Here is a 26,745-nt window from a genome sequence, read left to right on the forward strand (position 1 = left end):
GATCGTCATCTGCAAGATGCGGGATATTGAACCAGGGGTCAGCCTGGATACTGTTGGCAAGGTCGATCATGACGGTCAGCGGCACCCCCCGCCAACCGTAAGAGAAATCGCGTGTGTCCGGCATATCTGCCCAAGTCTCGATCGGAGAGCCGTTCGTGAACATCCAATCCATAAACCGGATCACTTGGACCTTTTGTATCCGCTCAAGCCAATCTGGATTGAACACACCTCCTGCGAGGTAGGTCTCAAGGTGTTTTTCGGGGATCACCCTGATGTTTCGAATTGGATCATCTGCGTTTGTCGCGGATATCGCGATCCCAACTGACCCGGACCCAGGTGAATAACTGAACACCAGAGAACCGGGTTCACGGGTTGCAACCCGCGCACGCCCAGAGACGGACAAATCACCCTGCCCATCGTATAGGACAACATAGCGCCCGCTTAAGTGTATCGCATCCGGCGATTGATCTGTCAGAATGAGGCTTTCAAGCTTTGTAACATTGTCTGGCATGCGCACCGGCCAGCCGTGTTCATCAAAAACACCCTCGGCCATCATGTCCTCGAAATCGACACCGCCCCACTGATTTGGCAAATGGCCGATCCACCGGCGACCTGACTTCATCACGTCAATGAAAGGATGCTGTGTCGACCAATCGGCAACTCCGTTCAAACCAAAGGCGATACCCCTTTCGGCGGCTGCCGACTGCACAGAACCGCCCAACGAAAGGACGGACAAGAGCAAGGTGACGAGGAAAGCCGAAACGTGTTTCAGTAACATGCGGTCTCCAATTGCTGCGTGCTGCCAGTTAATAGCGAAAACCTTTCGTCTTCCAAAACATTCTGCCTGTTATCGCGAAAGACGTTCCAACACGTCCTCACGCAGTCGCTCTGCCGCTGCAACGCGTTCCCGTGCCAGTGCGACCGTCCATTTTTCGACGGGCGCATCATTCCGAAGATTGTCTTCTACAGCGCTATTGGGAAAGGTGGTGTCTGTTGTCGTGCTATTCCAAGCCTCAATGATGTCGGCCTGCCCCTGATCAGTTGGTGGATCTGATTGCTCCATAAGAAGTCCAGGGACATCAAAACCTTCATCCACCAATCGTTCCTCCAATCTTGCAAGAGCGGCGCGCGACGGAGCCGGCTCCAGCGTGGGTACTGCGGCAAGAGCGATCTGCACAAACGTGATACTGTCTGCATCCGCCACCAATCGATCGACAAGAGTGGTGGCAGCATGTTCGCGATCTTTATCCACAAGAGGCGCGTCAGAAAATAAGGCGTTCAAAGCGTCAAAATACCGCTCGTGGTTTAGATAGGACTCAAATGCCGCTTGCCAGCTTTCAATTTCTCGTTCGGTCCCCCGCAATTCGACACTCAAGGCTGCAAGACCGTCGGGATCAGTGCTTGAGCCAGGGGCCACTTTTTCTTCCTGTTTGCGCTGAGTCAAAGCGATCTCAGCGAGGTGATGAGCGTGGAGCTCCGGAAACGCATTTGGCGATATTTGCTCAACGAAACTCTCCAGTCGCGGATACAACACGACCTGCAAACCGATGGGGAGTTCGGACAACGTGTTGATCACCGACAGTTTTACCGGATTGGGCACATCAAACGGATGTCGCGTTGTGGCGATGAGGACATCATCAAAAGGGTTGCAGTCTCCGAACCTGTACGAACCCGTATCCGCCGAACCCATCAGCATTTTTTCGAACACCTCATATTCTTCTTCGCGCTCCGTAGGTGGCTCGGATAGCAGAAATGCCATGCGAGCTTCTTCCAGACGACCTTCGGATAAAAACTGTGCTGCCGACCCAACGTACAATGACCAAGTATCATCGAACCCAACCCAATCTTCTAATGTCTGGCCGTCTTGGGCCGACAGCGCTGATCCTTCAGTTCTGTCCTGCAGATCGTTCCAGATCCGGTCGGACCAAGAACATCGGTCTGGCGGCTTGACCATCGGGATGTCGACGTTGCGCATTAGCCCATTGGTTTTTCCTGCTGCACTGTTGGTCGAGGCAAGCGCCAGTGCAGAAAAGCCTTTCACATGCGACATCTCTCCAAGCTGAGCAGATACTGTCCGATTTATGCGCTCCAGAACCGAATGATCTAAAGAAAACGGCTCTTGATCGGGCCGCCGCGTGTCAAATGGTTTGGGAAACGCGCCTGCCTGATAGGGTAACTCTGGCACTTGGAGTATTTCTGGTTCTGTGTCGTCGCGGATATCGACGATGATCAGCTGCGCTCCCTCTTGTACCACATCTGCATTGCATGTGCAGTTGAGCAGGATTTCAATGCCGCGGGCGGTTTGCAATACATTGGATATCCGATCCCGCCCGATCCGATCAAACATCCGTGTGGTGTCAAGTTTGGTAACGGCAGGCGTCAGCAAAAGCCGATAGGTGGCGGAGCCTATTTCATCCTTCTCCAAAGTCAAAACAGGTTGTTCAGTTGTAAAAGTCAGGCGCGTGAAGTCACCATGTTCTCCTCCTCGTACCACGCCCGTATTTGCCAGAAGAGCTTCCGGAATGAAAAGGCTGCCAGCAAGAACTGTTGCGCGGAGCAAATCAACCATTTGTCTTCAATGTCCTGAGCGCTTCATCGAGCGTCGCAAAAGCTGGGCGAAACTGATGAGGAATGGCTTGCCGTGCGACCTCAAGGCACATTTTCGGCGGGTGTTGATGCAGATGGGACACAAAAACTTCCTTGATCGTGCGGTAGAAGTTGATGTCGTCATCAGCCGCGGCTTTCACCTTGAGAGCGAAGGGCGCCACAAGACAGTATGCCAAAAAAACGCCAAGAAATGTGCCCACCAACGCCCCTCCGATCAGTTTCCCCAAGACTTCGGGGGGTTGGTCAATCGACCCCATCGTCTTGATCACACCAAGCACGGCAGCCACAATTCCCAGCGCGGGCAAACCATCGGCAATTGATTGCAGGCCATGCACGGAATGCTCGAGATGGTGTTTCGTTTCGTCGATCTTTTTGTCCAAAAGCTCTTCGACCTGAATCGGATCATCATAGTTCATAGATGCCGAGCGTAAGGTGTCGCAGATGATATCAAGCGCTGTGTGGTCTTTTAAAAGTTTGGGAAACTGCGAGAAGATGTCGGAGTCGTGCGGATTATCGATATGTGCTTCCAATCCAACCGGATTCTTCCGCGCGAGATGGATCAACTGGTAAAGAACCTGCAAGAGCTGGTTGTAATCTTCGGCCTTCCACTGGCTGCCTTTGAACACCTTCAAAGTGTCCTTCCCGGTTTGCTTGACAGACGCGAACGTATTGCCAACTGCAAAGGCCCCTATCGCAGCACCTCCGATCATCATCATTTCGAATGGAAGCGATTTCAAGATGATGCCAAGTTTACCGCCCGCCAGAAGATAGCCCCCGAAGACCATGACGAATGTGAATGTGATGCCGGCAAGTGCAATCATCGCAAAGTTCCTGTGTGTCTATGTTTCGGGTTACATCACAATGAAATCTGCATGCAGCGCGCCCGCCGCCTTGATCGTTTTCAGGATGTCGATCAAATCGTTCGGCGTGATGCCCAATGCATTGAGACCTGTGATCACATCTGAAAGCGTTGTGCTGCCGGGAACTTCGGCCAACGAGACTGCTGGCGCATTTCCGATTTGGGCGGTCGATCGCGGCACGACGACTGTTTCGCCTTCCGCAAATGGGTTAGGCTGAACGACAATTGGCTGTTCCTGCACGGTCAGCGTCAGATTGCCTTTCGAAACGGCCACCCGCGACACCCGAACGTTTTCGCTTATGACGATTGTCCCGGATCTCTGATCGACCACCACCCGCGCCAACGTATCAGGTTCGATCCGCAGGTTCTCGATCTGAGCGAGCAGATGGGACGGAGATCTTCGATCAGCAGCATCAAGATCAAGAGTGACCGTGCCGGAATCCGTCATTGTCGCGATGCTGGCACCGACGGCTGTGTTGATGGCACGTTCAACCCGAAAGGCCGTCGAAAAGTCGGGGCTCTTAAGCGCCAGAGTGAGTTTGTCCATCTGACCGAACTCGAAAGCGACTTCTCGTTCCACAATGGCACCAGAGGGAATGCTGCCTGCCGTCGGAACACCTTGCACAACACGCGCAGCTTCACCTTCAGCCACCACTCCACCGGCAATGATTGACCCTTGTGCCACAGCGTAAATCTGCCCATCCGCCGCATTGAGTGGCGTCATCACCAACGTGCCTCCTCTAAGGCTGGATGCGTCACCGATGGCAGAGACCGTGACGTCGATCCGGCTACCGGCACGGGCAAAAGGCTGCAATTCGCCAGTCACGATCACCGCCGCTACGTTTTTGGCGCGAAACTGTTCCCCAGTGACATTGACGCCAAGTCGTTCGAGGATGTTGGACATGATATCCTCGGTGAACGGCGAATTCCTAAGGCCATCGCCGGTGCCATCGAGGCCCACAACCAACCCATAGCCGACAAGATCATTGGCCCGGACCCCTTCGAAATTGGCGAGGTCCTTGAGGCGTACGCCCTGTGCAAATGTCAGACTGGGCAGCAACAAAAGAGCCAAGGCACAAAGAGTTATCTTCACCGCAAATACTCCGCCAAGGACACGCGGCTTTGGCGGGCCGCGATTCTGTAGAAGACTTCCAGTTGCTGTTGAGCAGCTTCGAATTCTGACGCAGCTTCGAATTGATCGACGCCCAATAGTGAGACACGATCCATGGAGACCCGGTCGAGTTCGATATCTGTCGCATTCCGAGAGGCGTCGATCATCGCTTCCGAAAGCCCAAGCCCGGCACGCTCCTCGGTGAGGGCCCGGTCGGCTTTCAACAAGTCACTGTGTCCTTCCAGCAAGAGCTTTTTCTGTTCTGTCAAAGTCAGTCCAAGCGCGTCATCCGACGCTAGAGCGGCTGTTGCCAGCGCAGACAAAAGGTCGCGAACCGTTTCCCCGTCGGCCCGAAGCCCGAAGATCACCGTCTGGTCCGGGCCGATCGGTCGTTGCGCAAAACCCGTGGCCGATCCGGAATAGGCGGTGGTTTCGAAGGGGCCATTTGGTGCTTTGAACCAGGATTCGACTGCCGATATCGCCACATCGGCCGAGATCGGCCCGCCAATATCAGCGCGCAACATGTCCATAAGAGCCTGCCCGGATGGAAGAGGCCGGGCATTCGTTGCGGCCCCCGAGAAAAGAAACAGGCCAGCCACATCAGCGTTCAAAGCATTCACAATGTCGACAAACGCCAGCGCTGCCGAGTCAGACAACGCCTTCACCTCGGGTGCGCTATTTAACTGCGACACAAGCGACAAGTTCTTTGCCAGCGCCCCTGACTGTTCCTGAACCCTTTGAAGGATTGATTGCGTTGCCGAAGCAAAGACAGCCGTTTCAGCATTTCCAAGTTGATGCTGTTTAAGAAGCTGTGTCTTTCGATCCAACAGCGAGATCGCCAATGACGATCCGCCAAGATGCTTGATCCTGTTCTTCGCCAAACCGGTTGTTGCTTCTTCAGCCGCAGTTTCCGCAGACATGCGCAAACGGGCCTGAAACTGCTTTGACAGCATGAATGTTGCTAGATCGCCAATGGCGTGCATGTTGTGTCCCTTCAAATTCTCAGAAGTTCTGACAGCATGTCGTCCACGATCTGAACGACACGAGCATTCGCTGCATAGGACTTTTCAAGCTCGATGAGCTTTTGCAGCTCTTGATCTGTATTGACGCCACCCTCGGCAGCCGAGCGACGAAGGTCGGCGAGTTGGGCTGCAGACGTTTCTTCCATATCGGTCCACCGAAGCCTGTCGGCGGCCACGTCATTCGAAAGACCATGCAGGTGATCGACAAGGCTGCTTTGTGTGTTTCCCAAGACAGGCGAGGCAGGAATACGCGACGCTGAGACTTCGGCCTGCAATCGCCCCAATAGGTCGCTTTGCCCGACATCCGCTGGCTGAACCGCGTTGAGACCGTCCCGCCATCGCCACGTTTCAGTCCCCGAAGTGCTTAGGGTTTCATTCAAGCGGATTCGACCGGCAATCCCAACCTCTGCAATCGGGTCAAACGCGAACCCGGCGTCTGTAAAAACACCAGGATCACCCGGTCCAAGTGTCATATCAGGGCCACCGGGCGCAAAGCGTTCGATCACATCACGGGCAATTGCATCAAGCTGATCCATCGCAGTAACCGAGAATTCGTCGCGGATCCGAAAATGCGCCTCAAGTGACCCGCCTCCCAACATGCCTGAACCCGGGATATCGACAGCTTTGCCTCCGATTGTAAGCTGGGACAGCAGGCCATTTGTCACCCGCATATGTGGTGCAACCACCGGTTTGGCTATGAAGCCAAGGGTCACGGCCTTCTCATCCAAAAGTGTCCGGCCTTGTGCCGTAAATACGGCAATGACCCCGCTGTCGCGTTCGATGACGTGCAATGGGACGTGTTCGGACACTGCTTCGAGGACCGCATCCCGCCGATCCCGCAAGCCATGGTCGTCTTGCCCGCGATACTTTGCAGTCATGATCTGCGCGTTGAGTTCCTCAAGTTGCAGCAAACCCGCATTTATGTCGGAAACTGCTTTTGCGATCTTGGCGTCGGCGTTTGATCGAAGATCATCCAGCCCGGAACTTGCCTGTCTCAATGTTGATGCAAACGCATCTGCGGTAAATGACACATGGCGCAGGCGCGTCTGGGAAGACGGATCGGAGGCGGCGGATATAAGAGCGGTCTCAAACTGCGTCAGCCTCTCGGCGATGGACCCGGTGGTGTCGATGCTTCCAACCAGGTTTTCAAACCTGGACTGGAAGGCCGCATGCGCCACATTGGCGGAATGATCTGCAAACGCCATGCGCTTTTGAAATGCAAGGATCGGATCTGAGTGGCGCGTCACTTGGGCGACGACGACACCCCCTGAGGTTTGGATGGCATTGGCTGCTAGGCTGACATCTCGTTTGCCGTAATGATCATTGAGAGCGTTGGCGATGTTGGACGAAACAACAGTTGTGGCACGCGCATTCGCGACCAGTCCGCTCATCGCATTTGAAAGAGCGCCGGAGAGAGACATGAAAGTGTCCTTATGGTTTCACGCAATCAGCGTTTGATGTTGGTTGCTTCCTGCAACATTTCGTCAACAGTCTGGATCACCTTGGCGTTCGAGGAATAAGCCCGCTGCGTTCGGATCAATTCCGTCAATTCATTGGCGATATCAGTTGCAGATTCCTCGAGCGCGAAGGACAGGATATCGCCGGTCGATCCATTGCCAGCATCCCAGAGAAAGAAACTGCCGCTTTCAGGCGTGGGCATGTAGAGTTGGCTGCCGACAGCAGCCATCCCATTGGGGTTCGGGATATCCACAAGCGGAACCTGGTACAGCGTTCGCGTTGTTCCGGTGTCATAATAGGCATTGACCAAACCGGTCTCGTCCACTTCGACTGACGTCACCTTGCCCACTGGGGCACCATCACGGCTCACGTTGAACGGCGCGAAAATGTCTGAGAGCTGTGACAACCCTTCATTCAATCCCGGACGGCCGATATTGATGTCGATAGGCCCACTTGGCGCGGCAATCGTCAGAATACCGGTTGCGGGATCATACGGCGCACCGGTCACGTCCGTGACCCCAAGCAAGGTACCCCCCAAGGTGCGGGCATCGTCAAATTCCAAATCGTATTCGCCAATCACCGTGGCAGGGTCGGCACTATCCACAATTTGAAGGCTCCACTGGTTTGATGTTCCCGTTGCCGGGACAACCGGTGTGAAGGTGAATTCCAGTGTTTCTGCCCGTCCAAGGTTGTCGTAATACTCGATTGATTGTGTCAACGGTGTTCCGAGTGCACCGGTTTCGGTTTCGGTTGCCGGCAGGTTGATGCCCAATTCGATCCGGGTTGTTGGTTCCCCGCTGAACTGATTGACGTTTACGCGCACGGGTTCCAACGCCTCGCTTGTTGCGCGGGGGTAGTTGGGAATGCTTCCGTCAAGGTTTGCGGGCCAGCCCAAAAGGATTTGCCCAGAGGCTGTTCGGAGATATCCGTTGGCATCCGTGCGGAACGACCCTGTCGTGGTGAGAAACATTTGGGGCGATTCAGACCCTGCAATCACTTCAGTCGCTTGCGCAACAGGAAGGAAGCCGCGACCGCTGACAGCCAAATCCGTTGAATTCGATGTAGTGGTAATCGCGCTGTCTTGGTCGATGTATCGCTGCGTCGTTGTTCGGACACCGCCGGCCGTGTACGTCCCGCCACCCGATGTCACCACCATCGAATGAAAGTTCGCTTCGACCCTTTTGTATCCGGGAGTCTGCGAATTTGCGATGTTGTCGGAAATCGTAGCCAGACGGGTTGCGTGCGACGCCAGACCGACAACGCCTGCGCTGAGAGATGAAGAAATCGACATGAAACGCCTTTCTGGTGTGATACTTGTTCTGATCACATCAGTAAGGCGCGCGATTTAACGTCAGCCTAACGTCTAAAATTTGACCCAGTTTCCCGCGCTCACATATCAAAAGCGCAGGAAAACAAGCTCGATCCGGTTGTTTCGCGCAGCCATCGGATTGTCGACTACCGGTTCACGGTCTCCATACGCCGTCACTCTTCGCAAACGTTCAGCCTCGAACCCAAACCCAACCAACAGATCAGCAAGAGCAAAAGCACGATCGGCGGACCAATCCCATGTTGGATCGTCAAGGCGGATCACCGGAACCGTCGCAACATGCCCTTCGACCGCCACATCGTTCTTCAAAAGCTTGCTTGCCTCCCGCACCGAATAGGCGATTTCGCGCATGAGTTTTGTGGGGTCCGCACCATTGGTGAACAGCGGGTCGTCCTCTGCATCAAAGAACTCGAGAACCAGCCCTTCGTCCGTAACGCGTGTCACCACGTGGCGCAGCCATCTGTCTTCCAGCATGCTTTCGCCACTCAGACCCAAAAGCACATCCTGAACTTCCTTGAACTGACTGTTCTGATCTTGTGCGTCCGAATCCTGAGAGGACGTGCTTGGCGGTTCCTGCCAGGAACTGGCACCCACCCCCATCCGAGGCAAAACGTCAGATGCAAACACGCTTTCGCCCATGAACATTCCGTCAGAACCACTGGACAACCGGCTTATCGGCGCGGTTGGACTGAAGTAGTCCGAAATGCCTTTGCGTTGCTTTTCCGTTGTTGCGTTCAACAGCCACATCAACATGAAAAAGGCCATCATCGCAGTTACAAAGTCGGCATACGCGACTTTCCAGGCACCACCATGGTGCCCGCCAGCGACGATCACTTTCTTCCTCTTGATAATGACTGGCGCGACATTTCTGTCGGTCGCCATACCCTACTCTCCTTACGCCCCGCATCTGACTTAGCAAATGGGCGTAAACCCAGCGTTAACGCCTAAAAATCGAGGTGTTTGCCGGGAACAGTCACGATCCGAACCGGTGCGGTGAGAACGGCGTCAAGTTCTGGTTGGTCGGCTGTCCCGCGATCAACCCCGCAACAAGACGTCCTGTCTTAGGCCCAGCCGTCAGGCCCACATGCTGATGACCAAACGCCGTGAACACGCCGGTCTGTCGAATTTGACCAATCAGCGGCAGGCTGTCCGTCGTTGCCGGCCGGTGACCCATCCACGTTTCCTCATGATCGAATTCAAGCTGTGGAAACGCCTCGGCAATCTTGCGCCGCAAGAGATCAAACGGGGCCTCGGACGGGCCTGCATCAAGCCCCCCCAATTCGACGATTCCGGCACAGCGCAATCCCATCTGCATGGGTGTCGCGACAAACTTGCCCGATGAAATCATCGACGGGGCCTTTGGACCTCCAGTCGCGTTCTTCATGACGATGTGATAGCCGCGCTCACTTTCCAAAGGCACGTTCAGACCGAGCCGCGTCATCAGCGATTTGGACCAAGCGCCAGATGCAAGAACGACACTGTCCGCCTCAAGCGGGCCAAGCGATGTGATCACTTTTGGAACGGAGCCGCTTTGGGTGTCGATGTCTTCGACGGTCGCTGTAACGATCTTTCCGCCCATGTTCTGGAAATCCTGCGCAAGCGCGGCGACATAACTCCCCGGATCGGTCACAAAACCATGATCTTTGACCACGGCAAGACAGCTGATCTTCGAACCAAAAGACGGATCGAACTCATGCACTTCGGGGCCTTCAATGAGTGTCGGGACAAACCCGTGATCGCGGCGCAGGTCCCACGTATAGCGGTCTTTCTCGAACTCTGCCCGATCGGAATAGGCAAAGACATAGTCGCTTTTACGCAAATACGACCGAGCAGCCAGACCCTCGGTCAGGGCAAAATGCTGATCCACAGTATCCGCAGTGATCTCGGTCAGGTCCGACGCAATGCGGCGTGTGTCCTTATCGTTGGCGTGCATCAGGTATCTGACCAACCAAGGCGCAAGTTTCGGCAAATAAGACCAGCGCAGAAAAAGCGGCGCATCCCGATCAAACAGCATCTTGGGGGCTTTGGTAATCAGACCGGGCGTCGTCACCGGAACCATCGCACAGGCGGCCAGAAGCCCGGCATTGCCAAACGACGTCCCCATCCCGGGACCATCCCGATCAACCACCGTCACATCCTGCCCTAAACGCCGTAGCCAAATCGCGGCCGAGACACCGACAATTCCGGCACCGATAACAATGACATGCTTGGTCATATGGGACATCCTGTTTGGATCGCGGGTTCTTACGTGGCGTGGACGCACGATGACATGGCTGCGTGGCGTGTTCCAGAACGTTCAATCATGCCTGCGCAATGCATTTTTATGGCTTGAAATCAGGCACGGGGGGATCAGCTTTTATAAGCGCGGAGGACGTTATCATGCGCGAAATACTGACAGGTATAACACTGACTCTGGCGACATGCTGCGCAAGCAGTGCAGAGGCCGAGATTTTCCACCGCCAAACGATCCCCGACTTTCGTGCAGTCAGCATTGCCTATGACGCGCTTGTCTGCGGAATCTGGGTCGCGAATGAGAGCAACGAAGTGGTCCTACTGTCCACGTTCGGCAATGAAATTCGAAGGTTCGATACCGGAATGCGGTCCGTGCGCAGCCTGACGGTCGAAGAAGACAGCATACTCGTGGCAAGTGGCTGGGGCGAATTCCGTCGGTTTGATCGGGACGGCCGCGCATTGGACGCACCCTTTCGTCTGAGCGAGACTCTTTATGACACCGAAGGGCTGCACCGGGATGCTGATGGCAGCTTTCTTGTTGTCGAAGACGATCCGTCGCGGTTGCTGCGGATCGCAGCGGACGGCACGGTACTCATGGAACTGTACGGCGACAGCTTCGATCCTCCGATGACAGAGCCGCAGGGTGTGACGCGTGATCCCTATTCAGGCAATATTCTGGTCGTGGACGACAACGAAGGTTTGAACAGTCTGTTCGAACTTGCTCCGGATGGGCGCGTTCTGTCAGTCACGCCATTGTCGGAATACGGGTTCGACGCCGAAGGTGTAGCGCTGCAACCGGAAACCGGAACGCTCTATGTCGGGTTTGACAGCGGACAGGCTCTTGCGATCTTTGATTGGATCCCAACCGAAATCACCATCGACACACCATTGGAACGCGGGCCCGATTGCGCCTATTCGTAATCGGACCCGATGCCATTTATGCCGATGCGGGCACGGTCGTCATTGGGGGCGTTTTCCCAAAGCGGATGTTGGCAGCCAATATGGCAACGGTCACCACTGCACCGGCGAGGTTGATGGCCAAAGCCTCAGGCCACAAGGTCGCAATCCCCGATACAAGGCAAAGCCCTCGCATGACCCAGCCAAACGGCTTTTCCATACATCCCTGCAGCGCCCCAGCCAGCGCATAGACCCCAATCGCCCCAAAACAGAAGACCTGGATCATCGCCGGCCAATCCCCCGACAGGAATGGCGTGTAGGCAAAAAGCACCGGGATGATGTAAAGACCTTTGGCCAGTTTCCAACTTGCCACACCAGTGGCCATCGCCGGGGCCTTGGCAATTGCAGCAGCGGTAAACGCGGCCAAAGCCACAGGCGGCGTCACATTGCTGTCCTGCGATAGCCAGAAGATGATCATGTGAGCTGACAAAAGCGCACTGGTGGCCACTGCAGGAGGCACCACAAGGTCACGCACCGGTGCCGCGATCTCAAGCGGCAGTGACCGGATCAATCCTACAGCCTCGGCGTGGGTCACTTCGCGACTGAGCAGTTCAATCTGATCAGGCACGCCGAACATCAGCACCGCTTTCGCGGCCTCTGGCATCGTTCCAGCGGCAAGCTGTGCGATCACGAACTGGTCGCTGATCATACCCGAAAGCGCCGGGGCCGAGAGTGTTGCAAGAACAATATAAGCCGCTGTTACGGGCAGACCCATACCAAGAACCAAACTGGCGAGCGCAATCAGAATCAAGGCAATCAAGATGTTTCCACCCGCCCAACTGGTGATCATCAGGCTGAACGTGTTGCCAATCCCTGCGGTCGCGATCACGTTCACCACAAGGCCAACCGAACAGAGCAGAACCGCCGTCAGGACCATGCCTTTTGATCCCATCACGAAGGCTTCAAACACCGCCTTTGGGCCCATACGGTTCTTGGTCAGCCAGCTGGATCCAATCACGGCTAGGATGCCAAAGACCGCCGCGTACGTAGGGGTAAAACCGGCCACCAACAATCCGATGAGTGTACAGATCGGGATGATGAAACTCGCACCACCTTCCTTGAAGGCCGAGCCCAGCGTCTGGCCTTCATCCGGGAGCGGCTGGAGGTTGTTGCGACGCGCTTCGATGCGCACAAAGAACGCAACGGACAGAAAGTAAAGCAAGGCAGGCAAAGCTGCGACTGCGACGATGGTTTCGTAGGGAATTTGCGTAAAGCTCGCCATCACGAACGCCCCTGCGCCCATGATCGGCGGCATCAACTGCCCCCCGGTTGAGGCGGCCGCCTCAACACCACCTGCAAATTTCGGCTGAAACCCTGCGCGCTTCATCAGCGGAATGGTGATCACGCCTGTTGACGCCGTATTTGCTACGGCAGACCCCGAAATCGTGCCCGTGAGACCAGACGCAATGACGGCCACGATGCCCGGTCCGCCCACCAATTTGCCCGCAACAGCGCGGGCCATGTTGATCACGAACTCGCCAGCCCCCGAACGCAGCAGGAAGGCGCCGAAGATGATGAACAGGAAAACATAGGTCGACGAAATTCGCGCGATGGTTCCGAACATGGCGTCATCGCCATAGATCGATCGAAACGCGACGGTTTCTGCGCTCAGCCCAGGGAAAGAAAACACCCCTCCAACGAACTTTCCCCAATAGGCCACATAGCTAAGAGAAAGGATGATCAGCATCGGGATGATGATACCGGCAACGCGCCGTGTCAGTTCGATTGCGCCGATGATGGCGATGGTGGCGGCGATCCAATCCGCGGTCGAGAACTTTACACCCCGGTCATAAATCGCGTTTTCTGCCTGCGCGAGCCAGACAGCGGATACCGCTACCGAAAGCCCCAATGCGAAATCCAAGGCCAATGGCGTAGCCTTGCCAGACGATCCGCGCCACATCGGATAAAGCAGTGCCGCCAACATGGCGAAGCCCGCAAAGTGAAACGCGTTGCGTTGAAGTTCGGACAGAACCGGATCAAAGGCTACGTAGATATGTCCGACAGCGATGACGAAGCAGATGATCGAAAGCGTCTTGTCCGCAAGCCCAGTGAAGGAACGAAGGCGCCCTCCGTCCTCGTCTTCTTCAGTATTTGACATTGTCCCACCCAAACATCAGGAAACCAGCCCGTGCCGTACACGGGCTGGTCGTATTCGTGTGGATCACTTGGCGATCAGGCGATCCGGGATGTCCAAGCCGACTTCTTGGTAATAGCGCAGAGCACCAGGGTGAAGCGGAAGCGGCAGGCCAGCAATGGCACTCTCGATGCTCATCACTTTGGTTGCTGGGTGGATGGCCTGCAGGAAGGGCAGGTTCTCGTAGATCGACTTGGTGATCTGGTAGACATGCTCTTCCGGAATGTCTGCGTTGGTGGCAAGGAAGTTCGGCTGTGCCACGGTCTGCACGTCCGTGTCCTGACCTGGGTAAGACCCGGCCGGAATGGTGTACGGGGTCCAGAGACCACGATCCGAATCTGCCATCGCCATTTCTTCATCTGTCAGGCTCAACAAGGTCACGCTGTCGCCTGCCGAAGCCATCAACTGGCTGATCGCGCCAACCGGCACACCGCCCGGCGCACCGATGCCTTTGACCTGACCGTTCTGCAACGCTTCCGCAGACGGGCCATAGCCTCCGAAGACGAGTTCGTAATCGGTGTCGATGTCGATTCCAAAGCCCGAGAGGATAGTCCGGTTCGACCCGATTGTGCCCGAGTTCTGAGCTCCCATCGCCATCGCTTCACCCTTGAGCGCGACCATGTCGGACAACGTACCAGTGGGTGCGACATCGGACGAAACGACGAAATGTTCGACGTTCTGCCAAAGCATGGACACGGACCGCAGGTTCTCTTGCGGACCGACCTCTGAAATCGGGCCTGTGCCCGTGGCGGCATAGAAGCCGAAGAGGCCCTGAAGAATGCCAAACTGGGCTTCGTTTTCACGCAGCAGGCGGATGTTCTCACCCGACCCGGCCGAGCTGATGGCCGACATGCCGATCTTCTGGCTTGGCTCCAACTTGACCTTCACCAATGTCGACAACGCAACCCCCACCGGGTAATAGGTGCCGCCTGTGGATGCGGTTGTCAGAACATAGCTGCCGCCCTCGTCCTGAGCATGCGCCGCGATGCCAGAAAGAGCAATTGTCGCCGCGAGCGCGGCTGTTTTGACGTGTTTCATGTAGTCCTCCCCATGTACGCCCTTATTGGGCGCTGGTGACAACCATAGCGCCAGAATCGCGTTCTGGTAGGAATCAATCCGCAGGTTAGCGAAAACACCCCTTGCGGAAATCCGCAGGGCTCAATCGAGGAGCTTGGATTTCTCGAGGCCAAGCTTCACGATTTTCTCGTTCAGTGTCCGCCGCCCAATGCCCAGCGCTTCTGCCACAGCATCCATCCGCCCCCCATGGTTCGAGATCGCCTGCGAGATCAGCGTTTTCTCGAACCGGGCCACGGCCTCTCGAAGGGTCGCAGGCACATCGTCTACCAGGTCGTCGGTGCGCAGCGCCTCGGCAACCGACCCACCACCACGCCGCGCGGCAAGAACGCGTCGCTCGGCGACATGACGCAATTCCCGCACATTGCCCGGCCAGGAATGAGCAAGCAGTGCTGCCGCATCCTCTGCCGTCATTTCGATGGGGCTGATCTCGTAGGTTTCACAAAACTGATCTACGAAATGCTCGTACAGCATCACGATGTCTTCACCCCGGTCAATAAGGCGCGGAAGACGCAGTTCAAAGGTATTGAGCCGGTAAAGAAAATCCGCTCGGAACGCACCGGCTTCGACCATAGGTGACAGGTCTTCGTTGGTCGCTGCAACGATCCGAACATCGGTCTGAACCTCCTGATCGGTTCCGACCGGTTGGATCACTCCAGTTTCGAGCGCCCGCAGCAACTTGATCTGAACCGCATTGGGACACGCCGCGACTTCGTCGAGGAACAGCGTTCCTCCATCCGCCTTACGGAAGCTGCCCAGCAGGGTATCTGCGGTCCCGAACATTTGCTCTTCGACACGATCAGGCGCTAGCGAGGCACAGTTCAGTGCAACGAATTCCTTATCCCGACGCGGTCCCAATCGGTGCAGCGCTCGTGCGACCAGCTCCTTGCCCGTCCCGGTCTCGCCGGTGATCAGGACAGCTGCGTCAGACAACGCCAGATCAATGGCCTCGGCCTTGAGTTGGGCCACCCGCAAATCGCTGCCCAGCAACACGCGATCCAACCCGGACAAAGAAACCAACTGTTCCCGCATCCGCTTTGTCATGTCCGACAGCCGATGCTGTTCGGCTGCGTGTTTGAGGACCGTCAAAAGGCGGCGCGGCTCGAACGGTTTTTCAAGAAAAGAATACGCTCCGGTCTGGATCGCATCCACAGCCATCGGAATGTCGCCATGCGCCGAAATCAGAACCAACGGCGGCGACGGTCGCTTTGCCATTTCGGCAAGAAGCTCAAGACCCGACATGCCCGGCATCCGGACATCCGACAGAACAACATCTGGCGCCGTTCCGTCCAACCGTGACAGTGCCGTTTGCGCCGTGCCGACCGCGTCGACATCCCAGCCGGATCGGTCAAGCAGAACAGCCAAGGATTGGCGCATTTCAGCATCGTCATCGACAATCAGAACACGGTATTGATCAGGCATCGGCGCTCCCGGTCTTGGGAAGTGTGATCTCGAACACAGCTCCACGATGTGCAGCATTGCGCGCATTCAGCGCTCCGTGCATTTCGTTGATGATCTGGCCGGAAATCGCAAGCCCTAGCCCCATACCCTTGCCAGATGGCTTGGTGCTGAAGAACGGCTTGCTCAGATCATCTATGTTCAGATCACCCAACCCGGACCCGTTGTCCGCAACTGAAAGCACGACGGAGTCAGTGTCTTGGTGCATAGCAAGCCGCACTTCCGCCGCGTCCATACCTTGCGTCGCATCGATCGCGTTGCGCAGCAGATTGACAATCACCTGTTCGAACCGTTCGGGCCGGCCCCGGACCGCGACAGCACCTTCAGGCAACTCCAGAATGATATCCGTGCCTGCATCTCGCGCCGTGTGTTGAACCAACTGCACCGCAGCATGCACCGTATCCTGTACTGTGAAAATGGTGGTGGCCGAAACCGATGTCCGCCCGAACAATCGCAACTGGTCGACGATCCTCTGCATTCGGTCCAAAAGCCCGGACAGACGGGGCCACAATTCATTCGGCCCCGCATTCGCCGCGATTTCTTCCGCGACAAGATAATTGCGCATCGCCGAAATCGGCTGCCCCAACTCGTGTGTGATCGACGCCGACAATTGGCCCAATGCAGCAAGCTGCTCTTTCTGCGCCAGTTCGGTTCGCGCGGATTCCAGCTTTTTCTCTGCGATGCGCCGCTCTTCGATCTCTCGGGTCAGACGCTGTCGATCCGCGTTGGAAATCGCCAGCGCGTTTCGCAATTGTGCAGCGCGATAGACCGACGCAGCAACGGTCAGCAGCAACAGCGTCATCAATCCACCAGCGACATAAAGCAACGCCTGCCGCCGCGAATTGCGCACCTCAGACAACAGATGCAGCGACCAGTTCTCTTCTTCCAGATTGGCCTTGGTCCAGACATAAGCCGTCCCATACAGCCGCGCGCGACGTTCACTCTCTGGCACCCAATCAAGCGGAAAAAGCGTCTCGTTTCCGAATTGCTGCTGTTCTTCGAGAGTCCGCCGATTTCCGTCCGATAAAGGTGACATGTATCCGTAGATCAGGTCCGGATCGGAACTGGCCAGAACGACCCCCTGTTCATCCGCAACCAGCACCAACTCCCCATTGCCAGAAAGCGCTCGGCTTAAATCATTAAAGCCGATCTTGACTGTGACAACACCGTGGATTGTTCCCTCGGCATCGCGGACAGGTTCGGCAATGAAGTACCCAGGTCGCCCGGTGGTGACCCCTACCGCATAGAACCGGCCCGCCCCACCCGCGACGGCATCGCGGAAATAGGGACGGAAGGTGTAATAGTTCCCGACAAGGCTGTCGGTGTCCCTATAGTTCGAAGACGCCACCGTCTTGCCGTTCAGATCAAGAACATAGACAAATTCGGCCCCCGCGCGTTCGGCAATATCGGCAAGAATCGGGTTCATCTCATCGGTATTGCCAGAGACCAGCGCCCCCAGCGTGCTTTCGTCGATCGACAGGACGTAAGGCAAATGCTCGAGCCGGGTCAGCGCATCATCGATGGATGATGCAAAGAACTGCGCACGCTCGGGCGTCTGCGCGGCTTCGGTGCGCAGGAAGTAAGCCGCCAAAGCAAAATAACTGGCAATCGCGACCGCGCAGAGGCCGAACACAGCCGCAAAGATATAGAAAGCCCGCTGCGGTGCCGGGTCTGCTGTATATGTCGGTGGTTTGCTCAGCGTGTCGGTCATCCTTCGACCTATATCCAAGGATGACCGACAAAGTCAGCGATAAATGGCCCGTCTATTCCGCGGCGATAGGTTCAGGCCCGGCATCCGCCTCAGCGGGACGCGCCGACAGCACCAGACGCAGAAGCGGCGGAACGGTCAGCAGTGTCAGGAACGCGGACATTGCGAGACCACCAACAACCACGGCCCCCAATCCGCGATAAAGCTCCGACCCAGCTCCGGGAAACAGAACCAGCGGCAGCATCCCGCAAACGGATGTCAGCGTTGACATGAAAATCGGCCTGATCCGGTTGCGCGTTGCCTCTTCGATGGCATCCACCGGCGACATACCTTCCTCACGCAGATGATACAGCGACTGGTGCACGATCAGGATCGCGTTGTTCACCACGATCCCGACAAGGATCACAAAGCCAAGAAGCGTCAGCATGTCCAACGGTTGGGTGCCCACGATGTTCAGAACCGCAAGCCCGCCAACGCCACCAGCAGCGGCAACCGGAACCGAAATCATCACCACCAGTGGCAAGACAAAGGATTCGAACAGAACCGCCATGACGAGGAAAACGATCACCATTGCAACCGCGAGGTTGATCTGGATGGCGTTCCATGTTTGCGAAAGCTGATCTGCTGTCCCCGAAACCGACATTCGTACTCCCGGTGGCAGCCCCTGCTCCTCGAGAACCGCGATCACTTCTGTCTCGAGCAACTCCACCGCCGCTTCCAATGGCAGCGCATCGGACGGGCGCACCTCAAGCGTGATTGTGCGCAAGCGTTCAAGGTGCCGGATTTCGGTTGGCCCTGCCGTCACACGCACCTCTGCCAACTCGGACACCGGCACGATGCGACCTGTCGGAGTCACTACGGGAAAATTACCGACATCCTGCGTGCGCAATCCGCTAAGGATCGTGGTGTCCCCTTTGAGGGTCAGGTCAAGTCGCCGATTGCCCACATTGATTTCGGCCACCCGCAGCCCGTCGTTGAACGCATCCACGGTAGCAGCCAGATCTTGCGTGGTCAGACCTGCATCTGCCAGACGCACACGGTCCGGGATCAAGCGCACTTCGGGTGCACCCAATTCAAGGCCGGGAATGGGCCGGAACTGGTGCCCCTCGGACCGTGGCAAAAGCTGCCCGATGGTGCCCGCTGCCTGACCGGCTACCCGCAGGATATCTTCAAGCTCGTCCCCCGAGATGTTCAATTCGATGGTCCGGCCACCCCCCACACCACGCCCGAACAGCGACGGTTGGGTCATGAACCCGAAAGTTCCCGGCTCCGCGAAAATCGGTTGTGACAGGATCGGAATGACCTCGGCCACACGGCTGCCATCGACCGCTGCCGCGCCAACGAAACTGTTGCCGGGGGTGGCAACAAAGAAGAACGATTCCAGCGCCGGTTGCCCGGCTTCCGTTTCAGTCGCAGGGGCCGCATCCCACATCGGTTGTGCAACCGCTTCGATGCGCTGGGCGATTGTTTCCGTGGTTTCAAGATTGTACCCGGGCGGTGGGATGATCAAACCGAACACCAAATTACGGTTTCCCTCGGGGAGGTATTCCAGCTTGGGCAAAAACGTCCATGCAGCGACGGCGGCACCCGTTCCGATGGCGGCCACCATGACAAGCCCGGCCGTACGGAAGCGCACCGTGAACCGTACGTATTTCATGATAAGCCAAGTGAACCCGCGTCCGAAATGGTCGATGCCGGGAAGCCCCAGCTTCTTGGTCTCCCCAGCTTTGAGCAGTCGGCTCGACAAGGCTGGAATGACCGTGACCGCCACCACCAGCGACAGCAGAACAGACACAGAGATGGCCACCGCAATGTCGCGGAACAACTGCCCAGCCTCGAGCTGCATCACGAGAATAGGGATAAACACCATGACCGTTGTCAGGGCCGACACAAGGATTGCACCCCAGACCTGCTTGGCCCCAATATAAGCAGCCTCGCGCCGGGATTTTCCTTCTTCCCGCAATCGGAAGATGTTTTCCAGAACGACGATCGCCGCATCGACGATCATGCCGACCGCAAACGCGATGCCCGCCAGAGAGATCACGTTCAGCGTGCGCCCTGTAACCGCCATCGCCACGAACGTCGCCACGATGGATACCGGGATCGCCATGCTGATAACCAGTGTGGCCCTTGGGCTGCGCAGGAAGATCAGCAACACTGCCGCGGCAAGCAAACCACCGATCCAGATGTTCTGCGTGACCAGATCAATCGCGCCTTCGATATAGATCGTCTCGTCATAGACCTGTTCAAGCGTCAAGCCGTTGGTCGCAACCGGTCCCGCCTCAAGCTCTGCGATAACTGCTTTGACCTCTTCCATGGTCGAAATCACATTTGCGCCCTGTTCGCGCACGATGTTGACCGCCAGTGCCGGTTCCCCCCGAAACCGAAGACGTGCGGTGTTTTCCTTATAGGCAAAGCTCACATCCGCTACGTCGCCCACACGCACGCGGCCCAGCGCACCATTGGTGCCAAGGCTTTGACTGCGAAGAACAACGCTGTTGATCGCCTCTATGGTATTCAGATTGCCATCGGCACGCACAGTATAGCGGCGCTTGCCTTCTTCTACGTCACCGGCAGAAATACTGATGTTCTCGGCGCGCAGGCGCTGAACAACTGCAGGGATCGTAAGACCCAACCGGGCGAGTTCCTCGGGTCGGATCACGATCTGCAGTTCCCGCGAGACACCCCCGAACACGTTGACGGTGGACACGCCGTTCACACGCTCAAGCCGTTCCTTCACGACATCTTCGACAAAATCGCCGTAGCTGGGAAGCGGGCGGGTGTTGCCCTCCTCTGCCTTGACCATAATCCATGCAATCGGGCTGTCATCAGACCCGGAGGTGTTCAGCGTCGGCTCTCCAGCCTCGCTTGGATAGCCGCCAACGCGGTCAAGACGGTTCGACACAAGCAAAAGGATGTCGCCCATGTCCGACCCGATGGCAAATTCAAGCGTGACCGACGCCTGACCCGTGCGGGCGCGACTGGTCATGATCTCTAGCCCCTCAAGACCGCGGAACGCATCTTCCTGGGGGTTGATGATCTCGCGTTCGATCTCTACCGGGGCCGCACCGGGCCATGTTGTCTCGACAACAACAACCGGCTTGCGGACGTCCGGGGCCAATTGCACGGGAATACGGCTCAGCGCCAAAGCGCCGAAAAGGACAGCCATGATGACCACGGCCATCACAGCGATTGGACGTTCGATGGATGCGCGTATCAGGTCCATGGCTTACCCATTGCTCCCGGATTGCGCAGCAGCTTGCGGCGGGCCAGCAGGCGCGATCTCTTGGCCGGGACGCAAACGTTCATTGCCGCGAACGACGACCTCGTCCCCTTCTGCCAGACCGGACAGCACTTCGAATGCATTGTTCAGCGCCGCTCCGATCTCGACGGTGCGGGACATCGCTTTGCCGTCCTCGTTCACAAACACGCTCCACCCGCCCTGCGCCTGAACCAAAGCATCCTTGGGCACGACAAGCACCTCGCGCGGAGAGCTGACTGGCACATCCAGAGTCACAGTCTGACCAACAGCGATGGGCACATCGCTGTCTTGAACATCAAATCGTACCGGACGGGTGCGCGTTGCGGCGAACTCTGTTGGCAAAATGGCGCGGAGTGTCAGGGTCACCGTATCCCCAATGTCGGTGGTGGCCGTCAGTGGCTGATCCATACGCAGGGCGGACACAAAACGCGCAGGAACATTCGCTTCGATTTCAAGCGCACTGGTGTCGATCAGCGTCGCAACTTGGCTGCCGGAAGCGATAAACTGACCAACCTCGGTTGTGACATCGAGAATAACCGCGTCAAAGGGCGCGCGGACCACAGCGTTGTCCAGACGATATCGCGCCTGCTCCAAAGCATTCTGCGAGGCTTGGATACGTGCAAGCGCCTCTTGCTGCGCACCGCGTGCTTCGGCAAAGTCGCTGGCGCGCTCTTCCAGTTGCGCTTCTGCAATGGTCGAATTCTGCCGCAAGGTCTCTGCGCGGCGGAACGCTTTTTCCGCACGACCCAGACGCGCTTCGGACACCGAGATACCGGCCTGCGCAATCGCGATCTGCGCTTCGGCTTGTGCCAGTTCGATCTGCAATAGCTCGGTGTCGAGCCGCGCCAGAATATCTCCCTCAGACACGATATCTCCGATCCGGATCGGAACATCCTGCGCAACTCCGCCCACACGCGCAGCAACCGCGCTTTCGCGCCCCGCAACAACTTCGCCGAAAACCGCTACCGTTTCAGCCATCGTACTGGTTGTGACAACGGCTGTGCTCACACCGGCGGGGCGACCCTGCGCCATGGCGGTTGCCGGACCAACGACGAGTGCACAAACCAAGGCTAACCGGGCAAGAACGTGCATTGCACTTCTCCTTTTCGCATCGGCACCATGCCGCATCGCAGAAGCTAGCGCATATTTCGGGAAAAGCAGGTTCTCAAGATCCGGACATGGTCAGGTCGCGCGATTTTTGCGCTTTTTGACTGCGATGCCTGTCGTTTTGTCAGGTGGCCAGAAAGTCGATCACTTCGGAAAGCAGGGCGTCCGGCGCTTCTTCGGGGATCGCGTGCCCACATGGAAAACCGCGTCCACGGACGTGTCGCGCCTTGTCTTTCCATGTTTGTGTGACGTCATAGAGCTTACCGACCACGCCCTTGTCGCCCCAGATCGCCAACAAAGGAGCATCAATCAGCCGGTCTGCATCGGCACGGTCATGGACAAGGTCGATTGTTGCTGCAGCGCGGTAGTCTTCACAGATGGCGTGCACAGTGGCCGGATCACGATAGCTTCGCAGGTATTCTGCCATGGCGTCTTCGTTCACTGCTCCGGGCGTCTTGACCTGCCCGTTGATGTGACGACGTAGGAAATATTCCGGATCCTGCCCGATCATGCGTTCCGGCAAATCCTCTGGCTGGATCAGGAAGAACCACCAGAAGTAGCGTGTGGCGAAATCCTGATTGGTTTGCTCGTACATGGTCAGGGTCGGTGCGATGTCGAGAACAATCAAACGGTCCACCGCGTCGGGGTGATCCAGCGCCATGCGATGCGCAACGCGCCCGCCACGATCATGTCCGACCAGCGCAAAGCGGTCATGGCCCAGCATCCGCATGAGGGCCACCTGATCTTTCGCCATCTCGCGCTTCGCGTAAGGCAGGTGTGGCGCGTGGCTTTCCACCTTTTCGCTGTCGCCATAGCCGCGTAAATCCGAAGCAACAACCGAATACCCAGCCTTGACCAGATCAGGTGCAATCTTGCGCCAAACGATGTGCGTTTGGGGATGACCGTGCAGCAACAGCACGGGCGGGCCAACGCCAGCCACTGCAAAATGAATACGCACGCCGTTGACGGTCTCATCGCGCAGTGTGAACCCATCCAGAAAGCGCGATGCGGTCACCCTCAGACACCGTCCAGAAGGGCGTCGGCAATTGCGGTAGCGCAGGTGACTGTATCAGCTTTGCCACCAAGATCGGCGGTGCGCAGCGCGTCTTCGGCCAGAACTGTTTCGATCGCCCGCACAATGGCTGCCGCCGCTTCGGTCTGACCCAGATGGTCGAGCATCATCGACGCCGCCCAAATCTGACCGACCGGGTTGGCAATGCCTTTGCCGGCAATGTCAGGGGCCGACCCGTGGACCGGCTCGAAGAGCGATGGAAACCGGCGTTCCGGGTTGATGTTGCCCGAGGGCGCAATCCCAATGGTTCCGGTGCAAGCAGGGCCAAGGTCTGAAAGGATGTCACCAAACAGGTTCGACGCAACAACTACATCGAACCAGTCCGGATGCAGAACGAACTGCGCTGTCAGAATATCGATGTGAAATTTATCGACCTTCACATCCGGGTAACGCACCGCCATTTCTTCGACACGCTCATCCCAGTAAGGCATGGTTATCGAGATGCCATTCGACTTGGTGGCTGATGTCAGGTGACCGCTGCGTGTTTGCGCAAGGTCGAAAGCGTATTTTAGAATACGGTCCACACCGATCCGGCTCATCACCGTTTCCTGAATCACAACCTCCCGCTCTGTACCGGGAAACATGCGGCCGCCAATGGACGAATATTCGCCTTCGGTATTTTCGCGCACGATCATCATGTCGATATCACCCGGCTGACGACCCGCCAAAGGCAAAGGCACACCCGGCATTGCACGAGCCGGGCGCAGGCTGACATATTGATCGAATTCGCGTCGAAACTGGATCAAAGACCCCCAAAGCGAGATGTGATCTGGCACGACCTCTGGCCATCCCACGGCACCAAAGAAAATCGCGTCGCTTCCAGAAAGCTGGTCTTTCCAGTCCGGTGGCATCATCTCTCCGTGCTTGACGTAGTAGTCAGCGCTCGAGAACGCATGTTCCTCGAAATCAAACCCAAGATCGAAGCGGCGCTGCGCCGCCTGCAAAACCCGAACGCCCTCAGGCGTTGTTTCCTTGCCGATCCCATCGCCGGGGATAACCGCAATCTTGTAGCTGTTTTGGGGCACGGGGCAGATCACCTTCTGAGAGGAGGCGGCGCAAGCTTTGCCGCACAGCGGTAGTATAAAAGGCCCGAGGTCCGGGCCAAGTCCCGATGACCTCGGACCCTGGTTTTGTCAGATGTTTTCGCCACGAATGGCTTCACAGACAGCTTCGGTCACTTCCTTTGTGGTCGCGCCCCCCCCCACATCAGGAGTGAGGATACCTTCGGCGCAGACTTTTTCGACAGCACGCATCAAACGCTCAGACGCCTCCGTTTCCCCAAGGTGGTCGAGCATTTGACTGGCGGTCCAGAACGTGGCGACCGGGTTGGCAATCCCTTTGCCCGTGATGTCAAATGCAGACCCGTGGATTGGCTCGAACATCGACGGGAATCGGCGTTCAGGGTCGATATTGGCGGTCGGGGCAACACCCAAAGATCCAGCCAGCGCACCCGCCAAATCAGACAGGATGTCTGCGTGCAGGTTGGTCGCCACGATTGTGTCCAATGACTGCGGGTTCTTGACCATGCGAACGGTCATCGCATCAACCAGCATCTTGTCCCACGTCACGTCCGGGAACTCTTGTGCGACCTCTGCCGCGATCTCGTCCCACATGACCATACCGAACCGCTGTGCATTGGACTTTGTGACCACGGTCAGGAACTTGCGCGGGCGTGATTGAGCCAGTTTGAACGCATAGCGCATGATGCGTGTCACACCGACACGGGTGAAGATCGACACTTCTGTACCCACCTCTTCGGGCATGCCTTTGTGCGCTCGACCGCCATGCCCTGAGTATTCGCCTTCGGAATTCTCACGCACGATCACCCAATCCAGGTCGCCGACTTCAACCCCGCGAAGAGGCGAGGTTACACCCGGAATGATCTTGGTCGGGCGCACGTTAGCGTATTGGTCAAAGCCCTGGCAGATCGGTAGGCGCAGCCCCCACAGCGTAATGTGATCCGGTACATCAGGCGCACCAACCGCCCCGAAATAGATCGCATCGAACGGTTTGAGTTGTTCCAGACCGTCTTCCGGCATCATCACGCCGGTCTTCTTGTAGTAGTCAGACCCCCAATCAAACGAGGTCATTTCAAAACGCACATCTCCGGCGCGCTGTGCGAGAACCGACAGGACCTCGCTGCCCGCCTCGATCACCTCTGGTCCAATGCCATCGGCAGGAATGGCAGCAATCTTGTAGGTCCGCATTATTTTCTCCTGATAGGTGGTCCGGCCGGAAGGCGTGGTCGCTCTGGCCAAGTTGGCGCGACAATCGCAACTTGACCGGGTCAACACAACGCGCCAGAGATCATATAAATAATTGAAATAATGGTCACCGTATGGAACTTCGACAGCTGAGATGCCTAATTGCCGTCGCGGACACGCTTCACTTTGGCCGGGCGGCGCAGAACCTCAACATGCTGCCCGCCTCTTTGGGCCGTCAGATCAAGTTGCTGGAGGAGAGTTTGGGTACACGTCTGCTGGTCAGAACGACCCGCAGCGTGTCTCTGACCGAGTCTGGTCGTAGCTTTGTCGACGCGGCCCGGGACATTGTCGAACAGGCAGATCGGCTCGAGGTGTCGTTTCGCGAGAACCGGCAGGATCAGGCATCAATCCTGCGGATAGGAGCGATCGACAGCGCTGCGGTTGGCCTGATGCCGCAACTTCTGCCTCATTTCCGAGAATTGCATTCCGACATCGACGTTGAGCTTTTGGAACAGAAGACCATCCGTCTTTTGCCGCGACTTTTGTCCGGTCGTTTGGACATAGCGATTGTGCGACCTCCCGAAGTCCGAGATGCGCGGCTTTTCTACCAACACCTGTTCTATGAAACTGCCGTGGTGGCGGTGCCAGAAAGCCATCCATTGGCGAAGCGGAAGACCGTAACGGTACAGGAGATGGCCGACGCGCCATTGATCGTTCCGGAGCGCAATTCACGGCCACATAGCCATGATCTGACGATGAAGCTTTTTCTCGAAGCTGGCTTGACCGCGCGCGTGGCGCAAATTGCTGAGGAAAAGCAGACAATCGTCAGCTTGGTGAGCACGGGCGTTGGCCTTGCCATCGTTCCACGATGGGCATCGCGTCTGGCAGTCGGCGGCGTGACCTTTGTGTCGCTTGAATTGCCCGACACCGCCCGAAACCGTTTGGCCGTGTCCGCCGTTTGGGTCCGAGACGCCCGCCATCCGGCACGCGACGCATTTCTGAACGTGTTGAAAGATCGCCTGTCAGCTTTGGCTGAAACCGCGTGAAACATAGAGATTCACCGATTGTTCAAAATAATTGAATAATCTAGACACCCCAAGTTCAGGTCTTTTACCTTGAATTTGTGAATTCCTTGCCTGTAGCGTTATGTCAT

19 protein-coding genes and 1 pseudogene are annotated in these 26,745 nt (G+C 56.9%); 2 read left to right on the forward strand and 18 right to left on the reverse strand.

Annotation, left to right across the window (positions count from 1 at the left end; translation table 11 throughout):
- From MCRY_RS19760 to MCRY_RS19800, 9 genes and pseudogenes are all read right to left on the reverse strand, one after another.
- Positions 1-778, reverse strand: a pseudogene (locus MCRY_RS19760) (calcium-binding protein); the annotation flags it as partial.
- Between the two features lie 69 nt (positions 779-847).
- Positions 848-2,569 (reverse strand): hypothetical protein, encoded by a 1,722-nt coding sequence (locus tag MCRY_RS19765; protein WP_085633103.1) that lies wholly within the window; start codon positions 2,567-2,569, stop codon positions 848-850.
- Entirely contained in the window at positions 2,562-3,428 is an 867-nt protein-coding gene (motA, locus tag MCRY_RS19770) for a flagellar motor stator protein MotA (RefSeq protein ID WP_085633105.1), read from the reverse strand. The genes MCRY_RS19765 and motA overlap by 8 nt, the downstream gene beginning before the upstream one ends.
- A 30-nt stretch (positions 3,429-3,458) precedes the next feature.
- Positions 3,459-4,559 carry a flagellar basal body P-ring protein FlgI gene (locus MCRY_RS19775; protein WP_138487663.1) on the reverse strand — a complete coding sequence of 367 codons (1,101 nt, stop codon included), beginning with the start codon at positions 4,557-4,559 and terminating at the stop codon, positions 3,459-3,461.
- The gene (locus MCRY_RS19780; protein WP_085633107.1) at positions 4,556-5,560 is read right to left on the reverse strand and encodes a flagellin; all 1,005 of its coding nucleotides are present in this window, start codon (positions 5,558-5,560) and stop codon (positions 4,556-4,558) included. The genes MCRY_RS19775 and MCRY_RS19780 overlap by 4 nt, the downstream gene beginning before the upstream one ends.
- Positions 5,561-5,571: 11 nt before the next feature.
- Positions 5,572-7,020, reverse strand: coding sequence for a flagellar hook-associated protein FlgK (flgK, locus tag MCRY_RS19785; protein WP_085633109.1), 1,449 nt, complete (start codon positions 7,018-7,020; stop codon positions 5,572-5,574).
- Between the two features lie 26 nt (positions 7,021-7,046).
- Positions 7,047-8,348 carry a flagellar hook protein FlgE gene (locus MCRY_RS19790; RefSeq protein ID WP_171046025.1) on the reverse strand — a complete coding sequence of 434 codons (1,302 nt, stop codon included), beginning with the start codon at positions 8,346-8,348 and terminating at the stop codon, positions 7,047-7,049.
- Positions 8,349-8,453: 105 nt separating this feature from the next.
- Positions 8,454-9,266, reverse strand: a complete 813-nt coding sequence (locus MCRY_RS19795; protein WP_085633111.1) for a flagellar motor protein MotB — start codon at positions 9,264-9,266, stop codon at positions 8,454-8,456.
- Positions 9,267-9,357: 91 nt separating this feature from the next.
- Complete coding sequence (locus tag MCRY_RS19800) at positions 9,358-10,647, reverse strand: NAD(P)/FAD-dependent oxidoreductase (RefSeq protein ID WP_338087110.1); 1,290 nt, start codon at positions 10,645-10,647, stop codon at positions 9,358-9,360.
- A gap of 116 nt (positions 10,648-10,763) precedes the next feature.
- On the opposite strand from MCRY_RS19800, the gene MCRY_RS19805 reads away from it, so the two are divergent.
- Positions 10,764-11,537, forward strand: coding sequence for a hypothetical protein (locus tag MCRY_RS19805; protein ID WP_085633114.1), 774 nt, complete (start codon positions 10,764-10,766; stop codon positions 11,535-11,537).
- 16 nt (positions 11,538-11,553) lie between these two features.
- Here MCRY_RS19805 and MCRY_RS19810 read toward each other — a convergent pair whose 3' ends face one another.
- The 9 genes from MCRY_RS19810 to MCRY_RS19850 all read right to left on the reverse strand — a co-directional run bounded on the left by MCRY_RS19810 (position 11,554) and on the right by MCRY_RS19850 (position 25,595).
- Positions 11,554-13,671 (reverse strand): TRAP transporter permease, encoded by a 2,118-nt coding sequence (locus tag MCRY_RS19810; protein WP_085633116.1) that lies wholly within the window; start codon positions 13,669-13,671, stop codon positions 11,554-11,556.
- 63 nt (positions 13,672-13,734) lie between these two features.
- Entirely contained in the window at positions 13,735-14,745 is a 1,011-nt protein-coding gene (locus MCRY_RS19815; protein WP_085633117.1) for a TAXI family TRAP transporter solute-binding subunit, read from the reverse strand.
- 120 nt (positions 14,746-14,865) lie between these two features.
- Positions 14,866-16,203, reverse strand: a complete 1,338-nt coding sequence (locus MCRY_RS19820; RefSeq protein ID WP_085633119.1) for a sigma-54-dependent transcriptional regulator — start codon at positions 16,201-16,203, stop codon at positions 14,866-14,868.
- A complete protein-coding gene (locus MCRY_RS19825) occupies positions 16,196-17,950 on the reverse strand; it encodes a sensor histidine kinase (RefSeq protein ID WP_085633121.1) in 1,755 nt (584 codons plus the stop codon). Before MCRY_RS19825 ends, MCRY_RS19820 begins: the two co-directional genes overlap by 8 nt.
- A 52-nt stretch (positions 17,951-18,002) precedes the next feature.
- Positions 18,003-21,173 carry an efflux RND transporter permease subunit gene (locus tag MCRY_RS19830; protein ID WP_085633123.1) on the reverse strand — a complete coding sequence of 1,057 codons (3,171 nt, stop codon included), beginning with the start codon at positions 21,171-21,173 and terminating at the stop codon, positions 18,003-18,005.
- Positions 21,174-21,176: 3 nt separating this feature from the next.
- Positions 21,177-22,301 (reverse strand): efflux RND transporter periplasmic adaptor subunit, encoded by a 1,125-nt coding sequence (locus MCRY_RS19835; RefSeq protein WP_085633125.1) that lies wholly within the window; start codon positions 22,299-22,301, stop codon positions 21,177-21,179.
- Between the two features lie 139 nt (positions 22,302-22,440).
- The gene (locus MCRY_RS19840) at positions 22,441-23,331 is read right to left on the reverse strand and encodes an alpha/beta fold hydrolase (protein ID WP_085633127.1); all 891 of its coding nucleotides are present in this window, start codon (positions 23,329-23,331) and stop codon (positions 22,441-22,443) included.
- Between the two features lie 2 nt (positions 23,332-23,333).
- Positions 23,334-24,413, reverse strand: coding sequence for a tartrate dehydrogenase (locus tag MCRY_RS19845; RefSeq protein ID WP_085633129.1), 1,080 nt, complete (start codon positions 24,411-24,413; stop codon positions 23,334-23,336).
- A 108-nt stretch (positions 24,414-24,521) separates the two neighbouring features.
- Positions 24,522-25,595 carry a tartrate dehydrogenase gene (locus MCRY_RS19850; protein ID WP_085633131.1) on the reverse strand — a complete coding sequence of 358 codons (1,074 nt, stop codon included), beginning with the start codon at positions 25,593-25,595 and terminating at the stop codon, positions 24,522-24,524.
- A 131-nt stretch (positions 25,596-25,726) separates the two neighbouring features.
- Here MCRY_RS19850 and MCRY_RS19855 point away from each other — a divergent pair, with 131 nt between their 5' ends.
- Positions 25,727-26,638, forward strand: coding sequence for a LysR family transcriptional regulator (locus MCRY_RS19855; protein WP_085633133.1), 912 nt, complete (start codon positions 25,727-25,729; stop codon positions 26,636-26,638).
- The last annotated feature ends 107 nt before the right edge of the window (positions 26,639-26,745 follow it).

It is taken from the genome of Marivita cryptomonadis, assembly GCF_002115725.1.
Classification (GTDB): domain Bacteria; phylum Pseudomonadota; class Alphaproteobacteria; order Rhodobacterales; family Rhodobacteraceae; genus Marivita; species Marivita cryptomonadis.